17 protein-coding genes are annotated in these 15,954 nt (G+C 65.8%); 6 read left to right on the plus strand and 11 right to left on the minus strand.

Annotated elements, in window-relative coordinates; translation table 11 throughout:
• Nucleotides 1-115: 115 nt before the first annotated feature.
• Nucleotides 116-1,018, plus strand: a complete 903-nt coding sequence (locus JZZ72_RS22245) for a formate/nitrite transporter family protein (protein ID WP_043862589.1) — start codon at nt 116-118, stop codon at nt 1,016-1,018.
• On the opposite strand, the gene JZZ72_RS22250 is transcribed toward JZZ72_RS22245, so the two are convergent.
• Nucleotides 1,015-2,082 carry an MBL fold metallo-hydrolase gene (locus tag JZZ72_RS22250; protein WP_123752781.1) on the minus strand — a complete coding sequence of 356 codons (1,068 nt, stop codon included), beginning with the start codon at nt 2,080-2,082 and terminating at the stop codon, nt 1,015-1,017. The genes JZZ72_RS22245 and JZZ72_RS22250 overlap by 4 nt on opposite strands.
• A 154-nt stretch (nt 2,083-2,236) precedes the next feature.
• Between JZZ72_RS22250 and JZZ72_RS22255 the strand changes: the two genes are divergently transcribed.
• Nucleotides 2,237-3,313, plus strand: coding sequence for a diguanylate cyclase (locus JZZ72_RS22255; RefSeq protein ID WP_116052145.1), 1,077 nt, complete (start codon nt 2,237-2,239; stop codon nt 3,311-3,313).
• 71 nt (nt 3,314-3,384) lie between these two features.
• On the opposite strand, the gene JZZ72_RS22260 is transcribed toward JZZ72_RS22255, so the two are convergent.
• Nucleotides 3,385-3,708, minus strand: a complete 324-nt coding sequence (locus JZZ72_RS22260) for a DUF2025 family protein (RefSeq protein ID WP_043862592.1) — start codon at nt 3,706-3,708, stop codon at nt 3,385-3,387.
• 192 nt (nt 3,709-3,900) lie between these two features.
• Here JZZ72_RS22260 and JZZ72_RS22265 point away from each other — a divergent pair, with 192 nt between their 5' ends.
• Entirely contained in the window at nt 3,901-5,115 is a 1,215-nt protein-coding gene (locus JZZ72_RS22265) for a GAF domain-containing sensor histidine kinase (RefSeq protein WP_210015167.1), read from the plus strand.
• Here the strand turns inward: JZZ72_RS22265 and JZZ72_RS22270 are convergent.
• On the minus strand, nt 5,054-5,971 hold the full coding sequence (locus JZZ72_RS22270) for a LysR family transcriptional regulator (RefSeq protein WP_210015168.1): 918 nt from the start codon (nt 5,969-5,971) through the stop codon (nt 5,054-5,056). The genes JZZ72_RS22265 and JZZ72_RS22270 overlap by 62 nt on opposite strands.
• 114 nt (nt 5,972-6,085) lie before the next feature.
• On the opposite strand from JZZ72_RS22270, the gene JZZ72_RS22275 reads away from it, so the two are divergent.
• Complete coding sequence (locus JZZ72_RS22275) at nt 6,086-6,844, plus strand: SDR family NAD(P)-dependent oxidoreductase (RefSeq protein ID WP_078480543.1); 759 nt, start codon at nt 6,086-6,088, stop codon at nt 6,842-6,844.
• 4 nt (nt 6,845-6,848) lie between these two features.
• Here JZZ72_RS22275 and JZZ72_RS22280 read toward each other — a convergent pair whose 3' ends face one another.
• The 7 genes from JZZ72_RS22280 to JZZ72_RS22305 all read right to left on the minus strand — a co-directional run bounded on the left by JZZ72_RS22280 (nt 6,849) and on the right by JZZ72_RS22305 (nt 11,426).
• Nucleotides 6,849-7,268 (minus strand): DMP19 family protein, encoded by a 420-nt coding sequence (locus JZZ72_RS22280; RefSeq protein ID WP_058540986.1) that lies wholly within the window; start codon nt 7,266-7,268, stop codon nt 6,849-6,851.
• Nucleotides 7,269-7,320: 52 nt separating this feature from the next.
• Nucleotides 7,321-8,178, minus strand: coding sequence for an efflux RND transporter periplasmic adaptor subunit (locus tag JZZ72_RS22285; RefSeq protein ID WP_043862597.1), 858 nt, complete (start codon nt 8,176-8,178; stop codon nt 7,321-7,323).
• Nucleotides 8,179-8,189: 11 nt separating this feature from the next.
• Nucleotides 8,190-8,396: a DUF1656 domain-containing protein gene (locus tag JZZ72_RS22290; protein WP_043862598.1), complete on the minus strand. Its 207-nt coding sequence runs from the start codon at nt 8,394-8,396 to the stop codon at nt 8,190-8,192.
• On the minus strand, nt 8,383-10,371 hold the full coding sequence (locus JZZ72_RS22295) for an FUSC family protein (RefSeq protein ID WP_043862599.1): 1,989 nt from the start codon (nt 10,369-10,371) through the stop codon (nt 8,383-8,385). The genes JZZ72_RS22290 and JZZ72_RS22295 overlap by 14 nt, the downstream gene beginning before the upstream one ends.
• A 243-nt stretch (nt 10,372-10,614) precedes the next feature.
• Nucleotides 10,615-10,731, minus strand: a complete 117-nt coding sequence (ccoM, locus tag JZZ72_RS28025; protein WP_043862641.1) for a cytochrome c oxidase subunit CcoM — start codon at nt 10,729-10,731, stop codon at nt 10,615-10,617.
• A 133-nt stretch (nt 10,732-10,864) separates the two neighbouring features.
• Nucleotides 10,865-11,026 carry a hypothetical protein gene (locus JZZ72_RS22300; protein WP_088513942.1) on the minus strand — a complete coding sequence of 54 codons (162 nt, stop codon included), beginning with the start codon at nt 11,024-11,026 and terminating at the stop codon, nt 10,865-10,867.
• Between the two features lie 70 nt (nt 11,027-11,096).
• Nucleotides 11,097-11,426, minus strand: coding sequence for a hypothetical protein (locus JZZ72_RS22305; protein ID WP_043862600.1), 330 nt, complete (start codon nt 11,424-11,426; stop codon nt 11,097-11,099).
• 151 nt (nt 11,427-11,577) lie between these two features.
• Between JZZ72_RS22305 and JZZ72_RS22310 the strand changes: the two genes are divergently transcribed.
• Nucleotides 11,578-12,192, plus strand: coding sequence for a hypothetical protein (locus JZZ72_RS22310; RefSeq protein WP_210015169.1), 615 nt, complete (start codon nt 11,578-11,580; stop codon nt 12,190-12,192).
• Between the two features lie 6 nt (nt 12,193-12,198).
• On the opposite strand, the gene JZZ72_RS22315 is transcribed toward JZZ72_RS22310, so the two are convergent.
• Nucleotides 12,199-12,897, minus strand: a complete 699-nt coding sequence (locus tag JZZ72_RS22315; protein WP_058540983.1) for a M949_RS01915 family surface polysaccharide biosynthesis protein — start codon at nt 12,895-12,897, stop codon at nt 12,199-12,201.
• Nucleotides 12,898-13,013: 116 nt separating this feature from the next.
• Here JZZ72_RS22315 and rapA point away from each other — a divergent pair, with 116 nt between their 5' ends.
• Nucleotides 13,014-15,860 (plus strand): RNA polymerase-associated protein RapA, encoded by a 2,847-nt coding sequence (rapA, locus tag JZZ72_RS22320; RefSeq protein ID WP_054914722.1) that lies wholly within the window; start codon nt 13,014-13,016, stop codon nt 15,858-15,860.
• Nucleotides 15,861-15,954: the final 94 nt, after the last annotated feature.

Consider the following 15,954-nt stretch of genomic DNA (forward strand, 5'->3'; position numbering starts at 1 on the left):
GGAAAAACGTCCGCTATTCAAGAGGGGTGAATTATGCCGACAAAGCCTGCGGCACAAGGCAACTAATTGAACGGCGGCGGATCTTTACTCAGAGCCCCCCACGGAAACCTCCCCCATGAACGAGCAGAAAAGCGGCAAGACCCCGGGCCTGTCAGCGGACGAAGAGCAGGAGGTCAGCCACAACCAGCCGCCACGTGCCGCTGTGCTCCACGAGATCATCCGCGCCCAGGGCGACAAGGAACTGCAGCGCACCATCGCGGCGCTGTGGTGGTCGGCACTGGCGGCCGGCTTGAGCATGGGCCTGTCGCTGATGGCGATGGGGCTGTTCTATTCCCGCCTGCCCGAGGGCGACAGCAGCCAGGTGATCGCCAGCCTGGGCTACTCGGCGGGCTTTCTGGCGGTGATTCTCGCGCGCCAGCAACTGTTTACCGAAAATACCCTGACCGCCGTGCTGCCGGTGATGACCAAACCCACGTTCAACAATGTGGGGCGCCTGTTGCGCCTGTGGGGCGTGGTGCTGTTCGGCAACCTGGTGGGCACCGTGCTGGTGTCATACGTGATGCTGCACCTGCCGATCTTCGACACCAAGACCGATCTCGCCTTTCTTGAAGTGGGGCGCAAGGTCATGGAAAACGAGGTGGGCCAGATGTTTGCCAAGGGCATCATCTCGGGCTGGATGATCGCGACCATGGTGTGGATGATCCCGTCGATGGAGAACGCCAAGATCTGGATCATCCTGCTGATCACCTATCTCATGGCGCTGGGTGACTTCACCCATATCGTGGTTGGCTCGGTCGAGGTGTCGTACCTGGTGTGGGCCGGGGAAGTGAGCTGGCAGCAGTTCTGGCTGCACTTTGCCGCGCCGACCCTGGCGGGCAACATCGTGGGCGGCAGCTTCATCTTCGCGCTGATCAGCCATGCGCAGATTCGCAGCGACGCCGGCCTGCCCGATGAAACCCTGAGCAAGGGCCGCGAGCGCCCATTGCCCGGCCGGCGCGACCCTAGCGACGCACCTTAACGCTGCCCGGAGGCCAACACGGCCGCCTGGGCCTGCTGTTGCTCCAGTGGAAGCCACCACGCGGTACCCCGCTGCGGTTGCACCAGGCTGACCCGCTCCCCCATCTGCGGGGTGCTCAGCGGTACCCGTGCGTTGGCCGCCAGGGCCATGATGCGGTCGAAGGGTTCATGCCAGGCGTGGGTGGACAGGTCGAAGGTGCCGTTGTGGATCGGCAGCAACCAGCGCCCGCGCAGGTCCAGGTGCGCCTGCAGGCTCTGCTCGGGCTGCATGTGCACATTGGGCCAGTTGACGTTGTAGGCGCCGGTTTCCATCAGGGTCACGTCGAATGGCCCATAGCGTTCGCCGATCTGCCTGAAGCCCTCGAAATAGCCGGTATCGCCGCTGAAGAACAGGCGCAGGTCCTCATCGAGCACCACCCATGACGCCCACAGGGTGCGGTTGCTGTCGAACAGCCCGCGCCCGGAGAAGTGCTGCGCCGGGGTGGCGACGAACTGGATGCCCGCAACCTCCGTGGCCTGCCACCAGTCGAGCTGGCGCACCTTGGCCGCAGGCACGCCCCACCCGACCAGGGTGTCGCCCACCCCAAGCGGGGCAAGGAATACCTCGGTGCGCTCGGCCAGGGCCAGCACCGCCCGTTCATCCAGATGGTCGTAATGGTCGTGGGACAGTATCACCGCCGTGATCGGCGGCAGTTGCTCCAGCGCCAGCGGCGGCTGGTGAAAGCGCTGCGGGCCGGCCCACTGCACCGGCGAGGCGCGCTCGGCGAACACCGGGTCGGTGATGAAGAAACGATCGCGCAGCTTGAGCAGCACCGTGGAATGGCCCAGGCGCCACAGGCTGCGGTCCGGCGCGGCCAGCACCTGGGCCTGGCTCAGGGGGTGCACCGGTATCGGCAGGGTTGGCCGGGTGTCGGCCGGCTTGCTCAGAAACAGGAACTTGAAACCGATGCGCAGTTTTTTCAGCACCCCGTCGCGGGGCAACTGGGCCTGGTTGCGGTACCGCCCGTCCTGCTGCAGCGAAGGCTGCGCGGGGGTTTCGGTGGCTTGTGCTGCAAGGGAAGCCATGAATGCAAATACTCCGACTAACCGTTTCAGGTGCATGCCCATTGCCCGTACCAACTGTGAAATGGCCTGCAAGGCCATTCTTGAACAGCCCGGCTTTGTTCAACAATATTCACGCAAATTATGCGATGAACGGCGTCAGGCAGATCGGCAAATCATGACTCAAATCAGCAACGGCAAGGGACTATCATTTGTCAGAAGAATTTACCTGCCGCGTATCATCGGCTCGGGTATCGGCCTGTTCAGCGTGCTCTCCGGCGTGCTGCCCCTGCAGCTGCCGTACTGGGTCGTAGCGCTGCTGGTGTTCAACGGGCTGGGCTGGCCGCACCTGGCCTACCAGCTCGGCCTGCGCTCGCAAGCCCCCTATCGCGCCGAACAGCGCAACCTGATGGTCGACTCGCTGATGGGCGGCTTCTGGGCCGGCACCGTGCAGTTCAACCCGCTGATCAGCGTCACCATCCTGGCCATGATGGGCATGAACAACGTCGCCGCCGGTGGTCAGCGCCTGTTTGTGCAAGGGCTGCTGGCCATGGGGCTGGGCATGGTGGCGGCGGTGGCGCTGTTCGGGCCGAGCCTGCAACTGGACGTCAGCACCCTGCAGGTGTACGCCTGCCTGCCGATGCTGACCCTCTATCCGCTGGCGCTGGGCTGGGTGTGCTACCGCCTGGCGATCAAGCTGGCCGAGCACAAGCGCAGCCTCAGTGCGCTGAGCCGCACCGACAGCCTCACCGGCCTGTTCAACCACGGCTCATGGAAAGACCTGCTGCAACTGCGCTTTCAGCTGTGCCAGCAGGCCCCGGCCCAGGCCGTGATCGCGATCATCGACATCGACCACTTCAAGACCATCAACGATGTGTATGGCCATGTGGTGGGTGACTGCGTGCTGCGCCAGCTGAGCGTCGAGCTCAAGCGCAACCTGCGCGAGGACGACGTGCCGGGGCGCTACGGCGGGGATGAATTCGGCGTGATCCTGCCCGGGTGCAGCCTGGAGCATGCCAGCCAGGTCATGGAGCGCCTGCGCCAGCGGGTCAACGAGTACCGCAACGAGCAGCTCCCGCAATTGCGCATCAGCCTGAGCATCGGCCTGGCCAGCTTCCAGCCAGGCTTCGCAGACTCCATGGTGTGGCTGAACGAGGCGGACAAGGCGCTGTATGCGGCCAAGCAGAGTGGCCGCAACAAGGTCAATGTGGCCCGCAGCGAGGTGGTGCCGCTGCGCCTGGCCTACCCGGACTGAAATGCAGGCACCACGTTCCGGCGCCTTCGTCGGCATGGCCGGCTCCTGCAGCTAGGGCTTGCGGCCCTGTGTCACGCCCGCAAGCGGCGCTGGGCCGCGATCTCCGGCAGGTCGTTGCGACGCAGGTACACCCGCAACGGCTCGGTGATGTTCAACCGCTCGTCGACATTCTGCGCCAGCAGCACCTCGATCAGTTCGCGGCGCAAGGTCATCACCTCGCCGCCGCTCGCCTGCCACACGAATTCATGGCTGGGGATGATGCTGTCGTCGGCCACGTCCATGCCGAACGAGTCTTCGCTGAAGCGCACGATATGCCGGCCCAGCTTGTGGTTGAAGCCTACGAAGCCCTTGAGCTGGTCGGCCGCGGCGCAGATATCCTGGGAAGTGATGTGCATGTCAAACCTCACTGAAGCATCGTCGAAGATGCGGGGTGAATGGAATTGGCACGCGGGGCGGGTCGTCTGCGGCCCTCTCTGACGGAGAAGCTCGACAGGCAGAGGTTACTAAAAACCCGCCTGCGCCTGACACCCTTTTTTTCGCTAAACTGCCAGACATCCTCACCTTGCCGCCAGCCACGTGGACGTTCCATGAGTACTGCCATCACCGCCGACCTTGCCACGATTGCGCGGATCAACGCCGTGCCGGCCATCCTCCAGGTGATCTGCGAAACCACCGGCATGCGCTTTGCGGCCGTGGCCCGTGTCACCGAGAACAACTGGACCGCCTGCGCCGTGCTCGACAACCTGGGCTTTGGCCTGGGAGTGGGCGGCGAGCTGGACGTGGCCACCACGCTATGCCACGAGATTCGCGGCAGCCACCAGACCATCGTGATCGACAAGGCCAGCGAGGACGCCCGCTACTGCCACCACCCCACCCCGCGCCTGTACCGCTTCGAAAGCTATATCTCGGTGCCGGTGTTCCGTACCAACGGCAGCTTTTTCGGCACCATCTGCGCGCTCGATCCGGCCCCGGCCGCCCTCACCGGCAGCGCCATCCAGCCGATGATGGAGTCCTTCGCGCGGCTGTTGACGATCCAGATCGAGAGCGAGGAAGCCGCCCAGCAGACCGAGGCGGCGCTGAAGAAGGAGCTGGCCATCGCCGAGCTGCGCGAACAGTTCATCGCGGTGCTCGGCCACGACCTGCGCAACCCGCTGTTCGCCATCACCGCCGGCGCCGAGCTGCTGGTCAAGCGCCTGAGCGATGCACGCTCGCGAACCATCGCCGAGCACATCCTCGCCTCCGGACGCCGTGCCACCGAACTGGTGCGCGATGTGCTGGACTTCGCCCGCGGGCGCCTGGGCAACGGCATCATGGTGAACATCCAGCCCTGCCCCGACCTGGACACCGCCCTGCGTCAGGTGGCCTCCGAGCTGCAACGGGTCTACCCGCAGCGGGTGATACGCCTGCATATCGATGACCTCAGCGGCATGTGCTGCGACCGCGAGCGGATCACCCAGCTGCTCTCCAACCTGCTGGCCAACGCCCTGAACCATGGCGACGCCAACAGCCCGGTAGATGTATCGGCGCGTATCGAGCAGCAGGTGTTCACCCTGGGCGTGCACAACCAGGGCGCGCCGATTGCCCCGGCGGTGATGGCGCAACTGTTCCAGCCGTTTTCGCGCCCGCTCGACGGCACCCCGCAAAGCGGCCTGGGGCTGGGCCTGTACATCGCCAACCAGATTGCCCTGGCCCATGGCGGGCGCATGGAAGTGGTGTCCAGCCGCGAGGCCGGCACGCTGTTCAGCCTGCGTCTGCCACTGGATCGAGTTGCCCCGTCAGAACCTGCTCCAGCCACCCCATGAACGCCGCCACCCGCAATGGCAGGTGTACCTGCCGAGCGAACAGCAATGACACCGGCATCGGCTCGGGCACCTGCTGGTCCAGCACGCTGACCAGTTGCCCGCTCTCCAGGTACTCGCGCACACCGGCAAAGGGCGCCTGGATGATGCCCAACCCGGCCAGGCAGGCGCTTTCGTAGGCATCGGTATTGTTCACCGTGACTGCACCGCCCATGGGCTGATACCGCGTCGTGGCGCCCTGTCGGTACTCGAACCCCGGGCAGCGCGCCCCCAGGTTCTGTATGTAGTGGATCAACTGGTGGTCGCGCAGGGCCTCCAGCCGTGTCGGCACCCCCATGCGCTGCAGGTAGGCAGGGCTGGCGCAGTTGACCATGCGCAGGCTGCCCAGGGGCCGGGCGACCAGCGCAAGGTCGCTGAGCGCACCGATGCGCAGCACGCAGTCGAAGCCCTCGCGCACCAGGTCGACCTGGCGATCGGTGCAACTGATCTCCAGCGCCAGCCCCGGGTGCTGCTGCATGAACGCCGGCAAGGCCGGCAGAATGATGCGCCGTGCCATCAGCGTCGGCAGGTCGATGCGCAGGCGACCGTGCAACTGGGCCGGGTCTGGCCGAAACAGCCCTTCGAGCTCGTCCATTCGCGAAAGCAGGTCTTTGCTACGCTCGTACAGTTGCAGGCCATCCTGGGTGGCCTGTACACGCCGCGTGGTGCGGTTGAGCAGGCGCGTGCCCAGGTGCCTCTCAAGCAGGCGCACCTGTTCCGAGACGGTAGAACGCGGCAGCCCCAGGCTCTCACCGGCCAGGGTGAAGCTCGACAGTTCGGCAACCCGCACAAAGGTGCGCAACAGCTCCAGCGTGTTCATCCAGCCCCTCCATTGTTCGACCCTGCCGAACAGTATTTCCGAATCCAGCGGATTTATCAGTACCGGAGCGACCAATAGACTGTGCTCGACTTCAGCCACCCCGAGGAACCGACCATGACCCGCAAGATCGCACTGATTACCGGCGCCAGCCGTGGCCTGGGCAGGAACACCGCGTTGCACCTGGCAGCCCAGGGCATCGACATCATCGGCACCTACCACAGCAAGGCCGACGAGGCCCACGCGCTGGTGGCCGAGCTTGAGCAAAAAGGCGTGCGCGCCACCATGTTGCAACTGGACGTGAGCAACAGCGCCAGCTTCGAGGCGTTCGCCGCCACCCTCGATGACACCTTGCAGCGTACCTTCGGCCGTCGGCAGTTCGACTTTCTGGTGAACAACGCCGGCATCGGCATCAACGCAAGCTTCAGCGAAACCACCGAAGCGCAGTTCGATACCCTGCTCAACATCCAGCTCAAGGGCCCGTTCTTTCTCACCCAGCGGCTGCTGCCGCTGCTTGCCGACCAGGGCCGCATCGTCAACATCTCCACCGGGCTGACCCGCTTCGCCCTGCCCGGCTTTGCCGCCTACGCGGCGATGAAGGGGGCGATGGAGGTGCTGACCCGCTACCAGGCCAAGGAGCTCGGTGCGCGTGGCATTCGCGTGAACATCCTGGCCCCCGGTGCCATCGAGACCGACTTTGGTGGCGGTGTGGTGCGCGACAATGACCAGGTGAACGGCTTTATCGCCAGCAACACCGCCTTGGGCCGCGTCGGCCTGCCGGATGATATCGGCGCGGCGGTGGCTGTGCTGCTCGGCGACGGTGGCAGCTGGATCAACGGCCAGCGGGTGGAGGTGTCGGGCGGGATGTTCCTCTGAAACCTCAGAGGTGCCTGTACAGCTCGGTGAGGCGGTCCAGCGCGGCCTGCACGAAGTCCTCGGGCAGGTCCTGGATCAATCGCGACGGGGCCTCGAACAGGTCCTCGCCGTGCGCTGCCTCAAGCGCCTCGAGCACCTCCATGCGCGCGTCACGACGCTCGGGATAGTGCGGGCCGAACAGCGCCAGGGCATCACCGAACGCCTTGGCAGTGACCGGCATGTGCAGGGCATGCAGGCCGCGCAAGGCGATCAGGGCCTGGTCGCCGGCACTGTTCCAGAAATACTGGTCCAGCCGCCCGTTCATGGTTTCGGCCTCCAGCCACCACAGCGCGATGGCTTCCTGCTCCTGCGCCAGCAAGGTGTCGAAACCGTGACCCCAGCGTGCTTCGAGTTGCGCCCAGGTAGGGCTGTTGGTGATGCTCATGTACTTCCCTCGCCCACGTGCCGAATCGATGGGCGCGATTATAGGCGCCGCCTCAGTCCTCGCGCACCTGCACGCTGGCGGTCATGCCTGCACTGAGGTTGACCCCCGCCGGCACCTCGTCGAGCCGGATGCGCACCGGAATGCGCTGGGCCAGGCGCACCCAGTTGAAGGTCGGCTCCACTTCGGCCAGCAACTGGCTGTCGGGGGTGGCGTTGCGATCGGTGATGCCGCGGCTGATGCTCTGCACATGGCCCTGCATCGGCTCGCCGGCGCTCATCAGCCACACCTTGACCGGCGCACCGACCTTGATGCGCGGCAGCTTGGTTTCTTCGAAATAGGCCTGCACATAGAAGGTCGAGTCGTCCACCAGCGCCATCACCGGCTGCCCGGCATTCACATAATTGCCCTCGGCCAGGCGCAGGTTGGTGATGTGCCCGTCCCGCGGTGCCTTGACCTGGCTGCGCGCCAGGTTGAGCGCGGCCACCTTGACCTCGGCCAGGGCCTGGCGCAGCTCGCCACGGGCCACGGCGGCGTTGATCTGGGCATTTTCGCGCAGCTCGGCGCTGATCGCCTGCGGGCCCAGTGCAGCGCGGCGCGAGGCCTCGTGTTCGCGCAGGCGCAGTTGCTGCTGGCGGGTCTCGGCCACGGCATTGGCTTTTTCCAGCGCAGCCTCGAAGCGGTCCTTGTCGATGGACATCAGCAAATCCCCCGCCTTGACCTCCTGGTTGTCGTGCACCTTGAGCTCGCGCACCCAGCCCGACACATCCGGGGCGACGATCACCACGTCGGCGCGGATCTTCGCGTCGCGGGTCCAGGGGGTGAGCATGTAGTAACGCCACAGTTCGAGGCCGGCGAACACCGCCACCACCACCAGGCACAGGGTTACGGCAACACGCACATAGGTACGCATGGTCAAACTCCTTACAGGGGCCCCAGTACGCGGGTGACCAGGGCCAGAATACAAACGAACAGTGCAGTGTCGAACAGGGCTTCATGCCACACCCAGCGCCCCAGCGGGGTCAGACGCAGCAGCAGCCGCACCGCGAAGGTCAGCAGCAGCGCCAGCACCGCATAGATCAGAAACGGGCTGAGCAGTACCCCGCCCATTGCCCACTCACGCAACCCCATGGAGTTCCTCCTGTCGCCGGCACCACTTGGCCCAGCTGTGTCGAAGTTGCAGTACCGCGCCCACGGCAAGACGCAGCGGGTCGCTGTCGGGGCGTTGCTGCAACGCCGCGATGAAGGCTTCGCTGGCAGCATCCAGGCGCTGCCCGCGCCCGGCACCCGGGCCCTGTGCCAGCACGTTTTCCAGCTGCTGGAAATACGCGCGCTGCGCCGCGTCCGGTGGCACCTGGGCCACCGCCAGGCACATGCGCAGGTGCAGCAGTTCGTCGCCGATGTCCAGCCCGTGCAGGCCATCGTCCCAGTGGCCGCGCTCCTGCTCGGGCAGCGCGGTGTAATGGCGCGCCAGCTGCAGCAGGCGGTCGGCCATGCGCCCGCCAAACCAGGTTTCGGCGCCGCGCAGGTCGCGCCGGGTCAGGCGTACCAGGTCGTTCTGGGTGGCGGCGCGCAGGCGCCGGCCGTGCCATGCCGGGTTGCGCAACACCAGCAGCTTGAACGCCAGCACCGCTGCGCCCACCCCCAGCAGCATGGCCTGGGCACTGTTGAGAAAGTTGGCCACATCGAACGTCATGGTATTGAGCGGTGCCACCAGCACGATGAAGTGCAGGCAGTACGAAGTGGCTGTGGCGCCGATTTTCGGGTTGGCCATGCCCAGCGCGCCCAGGAACAGCGGCACCCCCATGCCCATGCACAGCAAGGCAAAACCGCTCCACTGCGGCAGCAGGATCTGCCCGACGAAGAACGCCACGGGCACCGCCAGCAGGATGCCGCGCAAGAAACTCATGCCGATCTGCGCGCCGTTCTCGCGACTGGCGAACAGGCTGCACACCACGCAGGTGAGCACCAGGCCGCCGGGCGCCGCCGACCAGGCGGTGGCCAGCCAGAAGCTGGCCATGGCCAGGAACGCCAGCGCACTGCGCGAGCCGAACAGCAGTGCCAGCGGCACGTCGCGGTGCACCGCCAGGCTGTCGGGCAGGTCGGCCGGTGCCTTGCCCTCCTCCACCGCGCGCAGGGCCAGGGTCGCCGCCATGGCGTTGTCCAGCAGCAGGGTCAGACGCGCCAGGCAGTAATGCTGCGCGGGGCTGTTGTGCTCGTCATGGGCGGCATCCCAAACGCGCTGGCGCAGCACCAGCAGTGCAGCCTGATCGGGCTCGGCCAGGGCGGCCTGCACCTCGCTCAGCCATGGGGCCATGTGCTGCGCCTGTTCGTCGTCGAGCTGGCGCCACTGACGGCGTACAGAACGGGCGATGCGCAACAGGATCAGCAGCTTCTGGCTGAGCCCGCGAATAGCCCGGGCACGCTGGCGACCCAGGCTGCCTTCGAACCAGGCGTGTTCGCGCTGGGCATCCACCGCGACGATGCGCCCCAGAATCTCCAGAAGGCCCTTGCGCCCCTGCTCCTCGCCGGTCAGGGTCGCACTGGCCGCCTGCAGGCCGCTTTGCCAGGCCTGGCGAGCCTGCCCGCTGAGCTGCTGCTCGACCCGCATCGGCCAGAGCAAGGCGCTGACCAAGGTGGCGCAGATGATGCCCAGGCTGATCTCGGTGCAGCGTGCCACCGCCTGGTCGAACACCAGCAGCGGGTGATTGATGGCCGGCAAGGCGATGATCGCCACGGTGTAGCCGGCCAGCACGAAGGAATACGCCCAGGCGCTGCGCAGCAGGGTCGAGCAGGCCGTGCACAGCGCCAGCCACAGGGCCAGCGCCAGCAGAAACAGCCACGGCGTCTGGGCGAACAGGCCCATGAACACCACTGACATGATCGTGCCGACCAGCGTGCCGAACAGCCGTGCCAGGCCCTTCTGCAGCACCATGCCCGACAGCGGCTGGGCCACGATGAAGGCCGTCATCAACGCCCAGGCCGGTTGTTCCAGCCCCCAGCGCAACGCCAGCCACAGCGCCAACCCGCCGCCAAGCAGGGTTTTCACGGCAAATTGCACAGCGAGTCGGTTGGGCGCCAGCAGGGCCTGCAGAGTGATGGGCACGGATCGAACCTTGGGAAGCGATGAAGTAAAGATAGACACAGATACGCGGGAAAGGTCAGATGCGAATTATTAGCTAGCTAACTACTTATAGTCCAGAATTTTTCTGCCTTCCCGCGCCGGCAAGGCCGGTGCCTACAGGGCCCATCCCGGCAGGCCCCGGTACTGCCACCCCAAATTCCAGGCAAAAAAAATGGGCAACCGAAGTTGCCCTAAATGCCTTGCGTGCTCGTGTATCGGAAAGGATCAGCCCTGCTTGCGCTTGTTCGAGTCCTTCCAGATGAAAATACCCAGGCCTGCGAAAAACAGCAGCATCAGGCCGACTGTCACAACGCCAGCGATAACCACATTATCGAAGAACATATCGGCCTCCATTCGCCTGCACCTGTCTGATGGGGTAACAGTAGCGAATGGGGCGGGAGAGGAAATTGACCGAGGTCAATGGCGCCCATCAACGGACGCGCGAGGCGGGTGCAGGGTTGACCTGCATCAAGAATCAGCGCTTCTTCGGCTTGCCCTTGGGCTTTTTCTTGCCCTTGCCCAGGGGCATTGCCTGCTCGAACGCCTGACGCACTTCGTTCAGGCGCTTTTCCTTGAGGTCGTGCACGCGACGGGCGCGCTCGGCGCCGAAATCGATCAGGTTGTCGTCTTGGCTCATGTTCAGGCTCGTGGAACGGACTGCGGAAGTCGCCATGATGAGGGCTCGCGCCCGCACTGAACAGCCCCGCTCAGACTTCGATGTCCACCAGCAGGCCCTGGCGCGGCTGTTCGCCCATCAACGGCGCCACCGGCACGGTGTTGTCGGCGTTGACCTCGTCGCCCGGCAGGGCCTGGTACAGCTCTTCGTCCGGGGCCTTGCGGCGTTTGCCCTGGCGGCGGCGCTGCTCGTCACGCAGCAGTACCCCCGACTCCTGCGGGTCGCGCTTCTTGAAATCGATATTGCTGTCGGTGGCGCTGGGCTGGGCCGGCACCACGGGGGCGATGGTCGGCGGCTGCTTGACCGGGTCGTGTTGCGTGGTGACCGGGGCGGCACTGAGGGGAATGATGGGCGGCAGCATGGTTGTTGTTCTCCTGTCGCCAATGTGTCGGCTGCCAAACGGCAGCCTTGAGCGCCGATGGCAAAAGTGTGGCACCCGTCACAGCCAGGGGTGTGCCTGAGTATAGTACGCTGCGCTTCCCGTTTTTCGCCCTATAAGGCAGGAGCCTACGATGCGCATCCCCTATCGCCTCCTGGCGAGTATCGGCCTGGCCACGGCCGGCCTTGCGGCCATGGCCGACCCGGCTCCGGTGCTGTTCGGTGGCTGGCGCAACCTCGCCACGGCGGCCGATGCCGGGTATGTCGAAGAGAACATGGCATTCGCCATGCTGCCGGCAGTGGTTGCCCGCGGCACGCGCATGGCCGTGCTGGACGAGCAGCGCAAGCAGACCGTGTGTTGCCTGGAGGTGGTCAGCGTGCCGCTTGAAGACAGCCTGCTGCGCCACCGTTTCGACCTGCCGGGCGTCTGGGTAAGCGACCTGCGCAATGACTGGAACATCGACCACCGGCCCTACCTGCCCGAGGTGTTCGCCCTGCAACGACGCGACGCCCTGGTCGACTATCACTTCGATGAAAATGGCTACGGCCACCTGGGGGGCCTGCTCGTCCCGGCCGATGCGCGAATCACCCCCCAGGGCACGCTGCACACCGGTGGCCAGACGTTCACCGTCGACATCGATACCCAGCCGATGGCCAACGACAACGGCTCGATGAGCCGCTACACCCTGACCGACACACGCAACCCGCAGCACCGCTATACAGTGGAAGTCCCCGTCGCCACCTACTGACGTGCCCTACTGATCGGGGTCGTCATCGTCCGGTTCGGGCGCCGCTTCGCTCCACGGGCGCTTGAGCACGCTGTTCCAGACCTTCTCCAGGTGTTCGCGCAGCACCGGCGGTGCGTCCTTGAGGGTGGGGCCGTCTTCGCGTTCACCACCAAAGGCATCCTCGCCTTCCGGGGCGATCAACGACTGGCCGTTGATCACGTAGCTGGCGGCCCCTTCGCGCAGTTCCACATGCAGGTCCTGCGGGTCGACACCGCCGCCGCAAAAGGAATGGCTGGCAACGGTCAGTTCGGCCACACCATCGTTGTTCAGGTCGCTGGCGCCGCTGACGTCGGTATAGAAGCCCACGTCCAGGTCCAGCCCCGGGCAGGTGGTTTCATTCTCGATGGTCCAGCGCGCCTTGTAGGTTTGGGCGTCGTGGCTGCGGCCATACAGGGTGGCGGTGAGCACCACCCGGTCGACCTCCTGCTGGGTTTCCTCGTCGCTGACCTGATCGTCCAGACGGCTGAGTACCAGCACCGCCTCGCCGTCGCGGTCGCGAAAGTGCACGTTCTGCACCGGCACCTGCACGCCCAGCGCCGCCAGCGCCGGGGGCTCCAGTGGTGGCAGCAGTTCGAAACCCTGCTGGTCGCAGGCGCCGAGCGAGGCCAAGCTGGCCAGTACGATGCAGTGGCGTAACGGGAGGGACAGCAGAGGGTGTCGGAGCATGGGTCGAGGCCTGTGGTGGCAAAGACGGCTTTCGTCGATGAAATCGCCAGACGCTTTGGTCTGTGCAGCCCTATCCGTTAAGATAGTCGCCTTTTGAATGGCGGGAGTCAGGCAGTATGGCGCAGCAGTATCAACCGGGGCAACGCTGGATCAGCGACAGCGAAGCCGAGCTGGGTCTAGGGACCGTTCTGGCACAGGACGGCCGCTTGTTGACCGTGCTCTACCCGGCCACTGGCGACACCCGCCAGTACTCCCTGCGCAATGCGCCCCTGACCCGCGTGCGTTTCTCGCCGGGCGACCAGATCACCCACTTCGAAGGCTGGAAGCTGACCGTGCGCGAAGTCGAGGTCATCGACGGCCTGATGGTCTACCACGGCCTCGATGCCCAGAACCAGGCCTGCACCCTGCCTGAAACCCAGCTGTCGAACTTCATCCAGTTCCGCCTGGCCAGCGACCGCCTGTTCGCCGGGCAGATCGACCCGCTGGCGTGGTTCTCGCTGCGCTACAACACCCTGGAACACACCAGCCGCCAGTTGCAGTCGTCGCTGTGGGGCCTGGGCGGCACCCGTGCCCAGCCGATCGCCCACCAGTTGCACATTGCCCGCGAAGTGGCCGACCGTATCGCCCCGCGCGTACTGCTGGCCGACGAAGTGGGCCTGGGCAAGACCATCGAAGCCGGCCTGGTGATCCATCGCCAGCTGCTCACGGGTCGCGCCAGCCGCGTGCTGATCCTGGTGCCGGAGAACCTGCAGCACCAGTGGCTGGTGGAAATGCGCCGCCGTTTCAACCTGCAGGTGGCTCTGTTCGACGCCGAGCGCTTCATCGAAAGCGATGCCAGCAACCCGTTCGAGGATGCGCAACTGGCGCTGGTGGCGCTGGAGTGGCTGACCGAGGATGAAAAGGCCCAGGACGCGCTGTTCGCCGCCGGCTGGGACCTGCTGGTGGTCGACGAGGCGCACCACCTGGTGTGGCACGAAGACCAGGTCAGCCCGGAGTACGCGCTGGTCGAGCAACTGGCCGAGGTCATCCCCGGCGTACTGCTGCTGACCGCCACCCCCGAGCAACTGGGCCAGGACAGCCACTTCGCACGCCTGCGCCTGCTCGACCCCAACCGTTTCCATGACCTGGCCGCGTTCCGCGCCGAGAGCGACAACTATCGCCCGGTGGCCGAGGCGGTGCAGGAGCTGCTCGATGAAGGCCGCCTGTCGCCCAAGGCCCACGCCACCATCCAGGGCTTCCTGGGTGCCGAAGGCGAGGCGCTGCTGGCCGCAGTCAACGATGGCGACACCCAGGCCAGCGCACGCCTGATCCGCGAGCTGCTGGACCGCCACGGCACAGGCCGCGTGCTGTTTCGCAACACCCGCGCCGCGGTGCAGGGCTTCCCGCAGCGCCAGCTGCACGCCTACCCGCTGCCGTGCCCCGACGAGTACATGGAACTGCCGGTGGGCGAGCATGCCGACCTGTACCCGGAAGTCAGCTTCCAGGCCCAGGGCGACAGCGACGAAGAGAGCCGCTGGTGGCGCTTCGACCCACGGGTCGAATGGCTGATCGACACCCTCAAGATGCTCAAGCGGGTCAAGGTGCTGGTGATCTGCGCCCACGCCGAAACCGCGATGGACCTGGAAGACGCCCTGCGCGTGCGCTCGGGCATTCCGGCCACGGTGTTCCATGAGGGCATGAGCATCCTGGAGCGCGACCGCGCCGCCGCCTACTTTGCCGACGAAGAGTTCGGCGCGCAGGTGCTGATCTGCTCGGAAATCGGCAGCGAAGGCCGCAACTTCCAGTTCGCCCACCACCTGGTGCTGTTCGACCTGCCGGCCCACCCCGACCTGCTGGAACAGCGCATCGGCCGCCTGGACCGTATCGGCCAGAAGCACACCATCGAACTGCATGTGCCGCACCTGCAGAACAGCCCGCAGGAGCGCCTGTTCCAGTGGTATCACCAGGCACTCAATGCCTTCCTCAATACCTGCCCTACCGGCAACGCCCTGCAGCACCAGTTCGGCCCGCGCCTGCTGCCGCTGCTGGAAAGCGGCGACGACGGCGAATGGGAAGCGCTGGTCAACGAAGCCTGCGCCGAGCGCCAGCGCCTGGAGTCGGAGCTGCACAGCGGCCGCGACCGCCTGCTGGAGCTCAACTCCGGTGGTGCCGGCGAAGGCCAGGCGCTGGTGGAGGCGATCCTCGAGCAGGACGACCAGTTCGCCCTGCCGATCTACATGGAAACCCTGTTCGACGCCTTCGGTATCGACAGCGAGGACCACTCGGAAAACGCCCTGATCCTCAAGCCGAGCGAGAAGATGCTCGACGCCAGCTTCCCGCTGGGCGACGACGAAGGCGTGACCATCACCTACGACCGCAACCAGGCGCTGTCGCGCGAGGACATGCAGTTCATCACCTGGGAACACCCCATGGTGCAGGGCGGCATGGACCTGGTGCTCAGCGGCTCGATGGGCAATACCGCGGTGGCGCTGATCAAGAACAAGGCGCTCAAGCCGGGCACCGTGCTGCTCGAACTGCTGTACGTCAGCGAAGTGGTCGCCCCGCGCGCCCTGCAACTGGGCCGCTACCTGCCGCCGGCAGCGCTGCGCTGCCTGCTCGACACCAACGGCAACGACCTGGCGGCGCGGGTGTCGTTCGAGACCCTCAACGACCAGCTCGAAAGCGTGCCCAAGGCCAGCGCCAACAAGTTCATCCAGGCCCAGCGCGATGTCCTGACCCCGCGCATCAATGCCGGCGAGGCCAAGATCATGCCGCGCCACGCCGAGCGTGTGGCCGAGGCGCAGCGCCGCCTGGCAGCCGAAACCGATGAAGAACTGGCGCGCCTGACCGCATTGCAGGCGGTCAACCCGACCGTGCGCGACACCGAAATCCAGGCCTTGCGTGCGCAACGCGAGCAGGGCCTGGCCATGCTGGAGAAGGCCGCACTGCGCCTTGAGGCAATTCGGGTACTGGTCGCCGGCTGACCCACTGGCTGGCTCCTGCATGATCGATGCAGGAGCCGGCCTTGCCGGCCAAGGGCGCGACTCGGTTTTAGAACCAAACGCTATCGCCCCAATC

Source organism: Pseudomonas palmensis (assembly GCF_017848315.1).
In the GTDB taxonomy this organism is placed as follows: Bacteria; Pseudomonadota; Gammaproteobacteria; order Pseudomonadales; family Pseudomonadaceae; genus Aquipseudomonas; species Aquipseudomonas palmensis.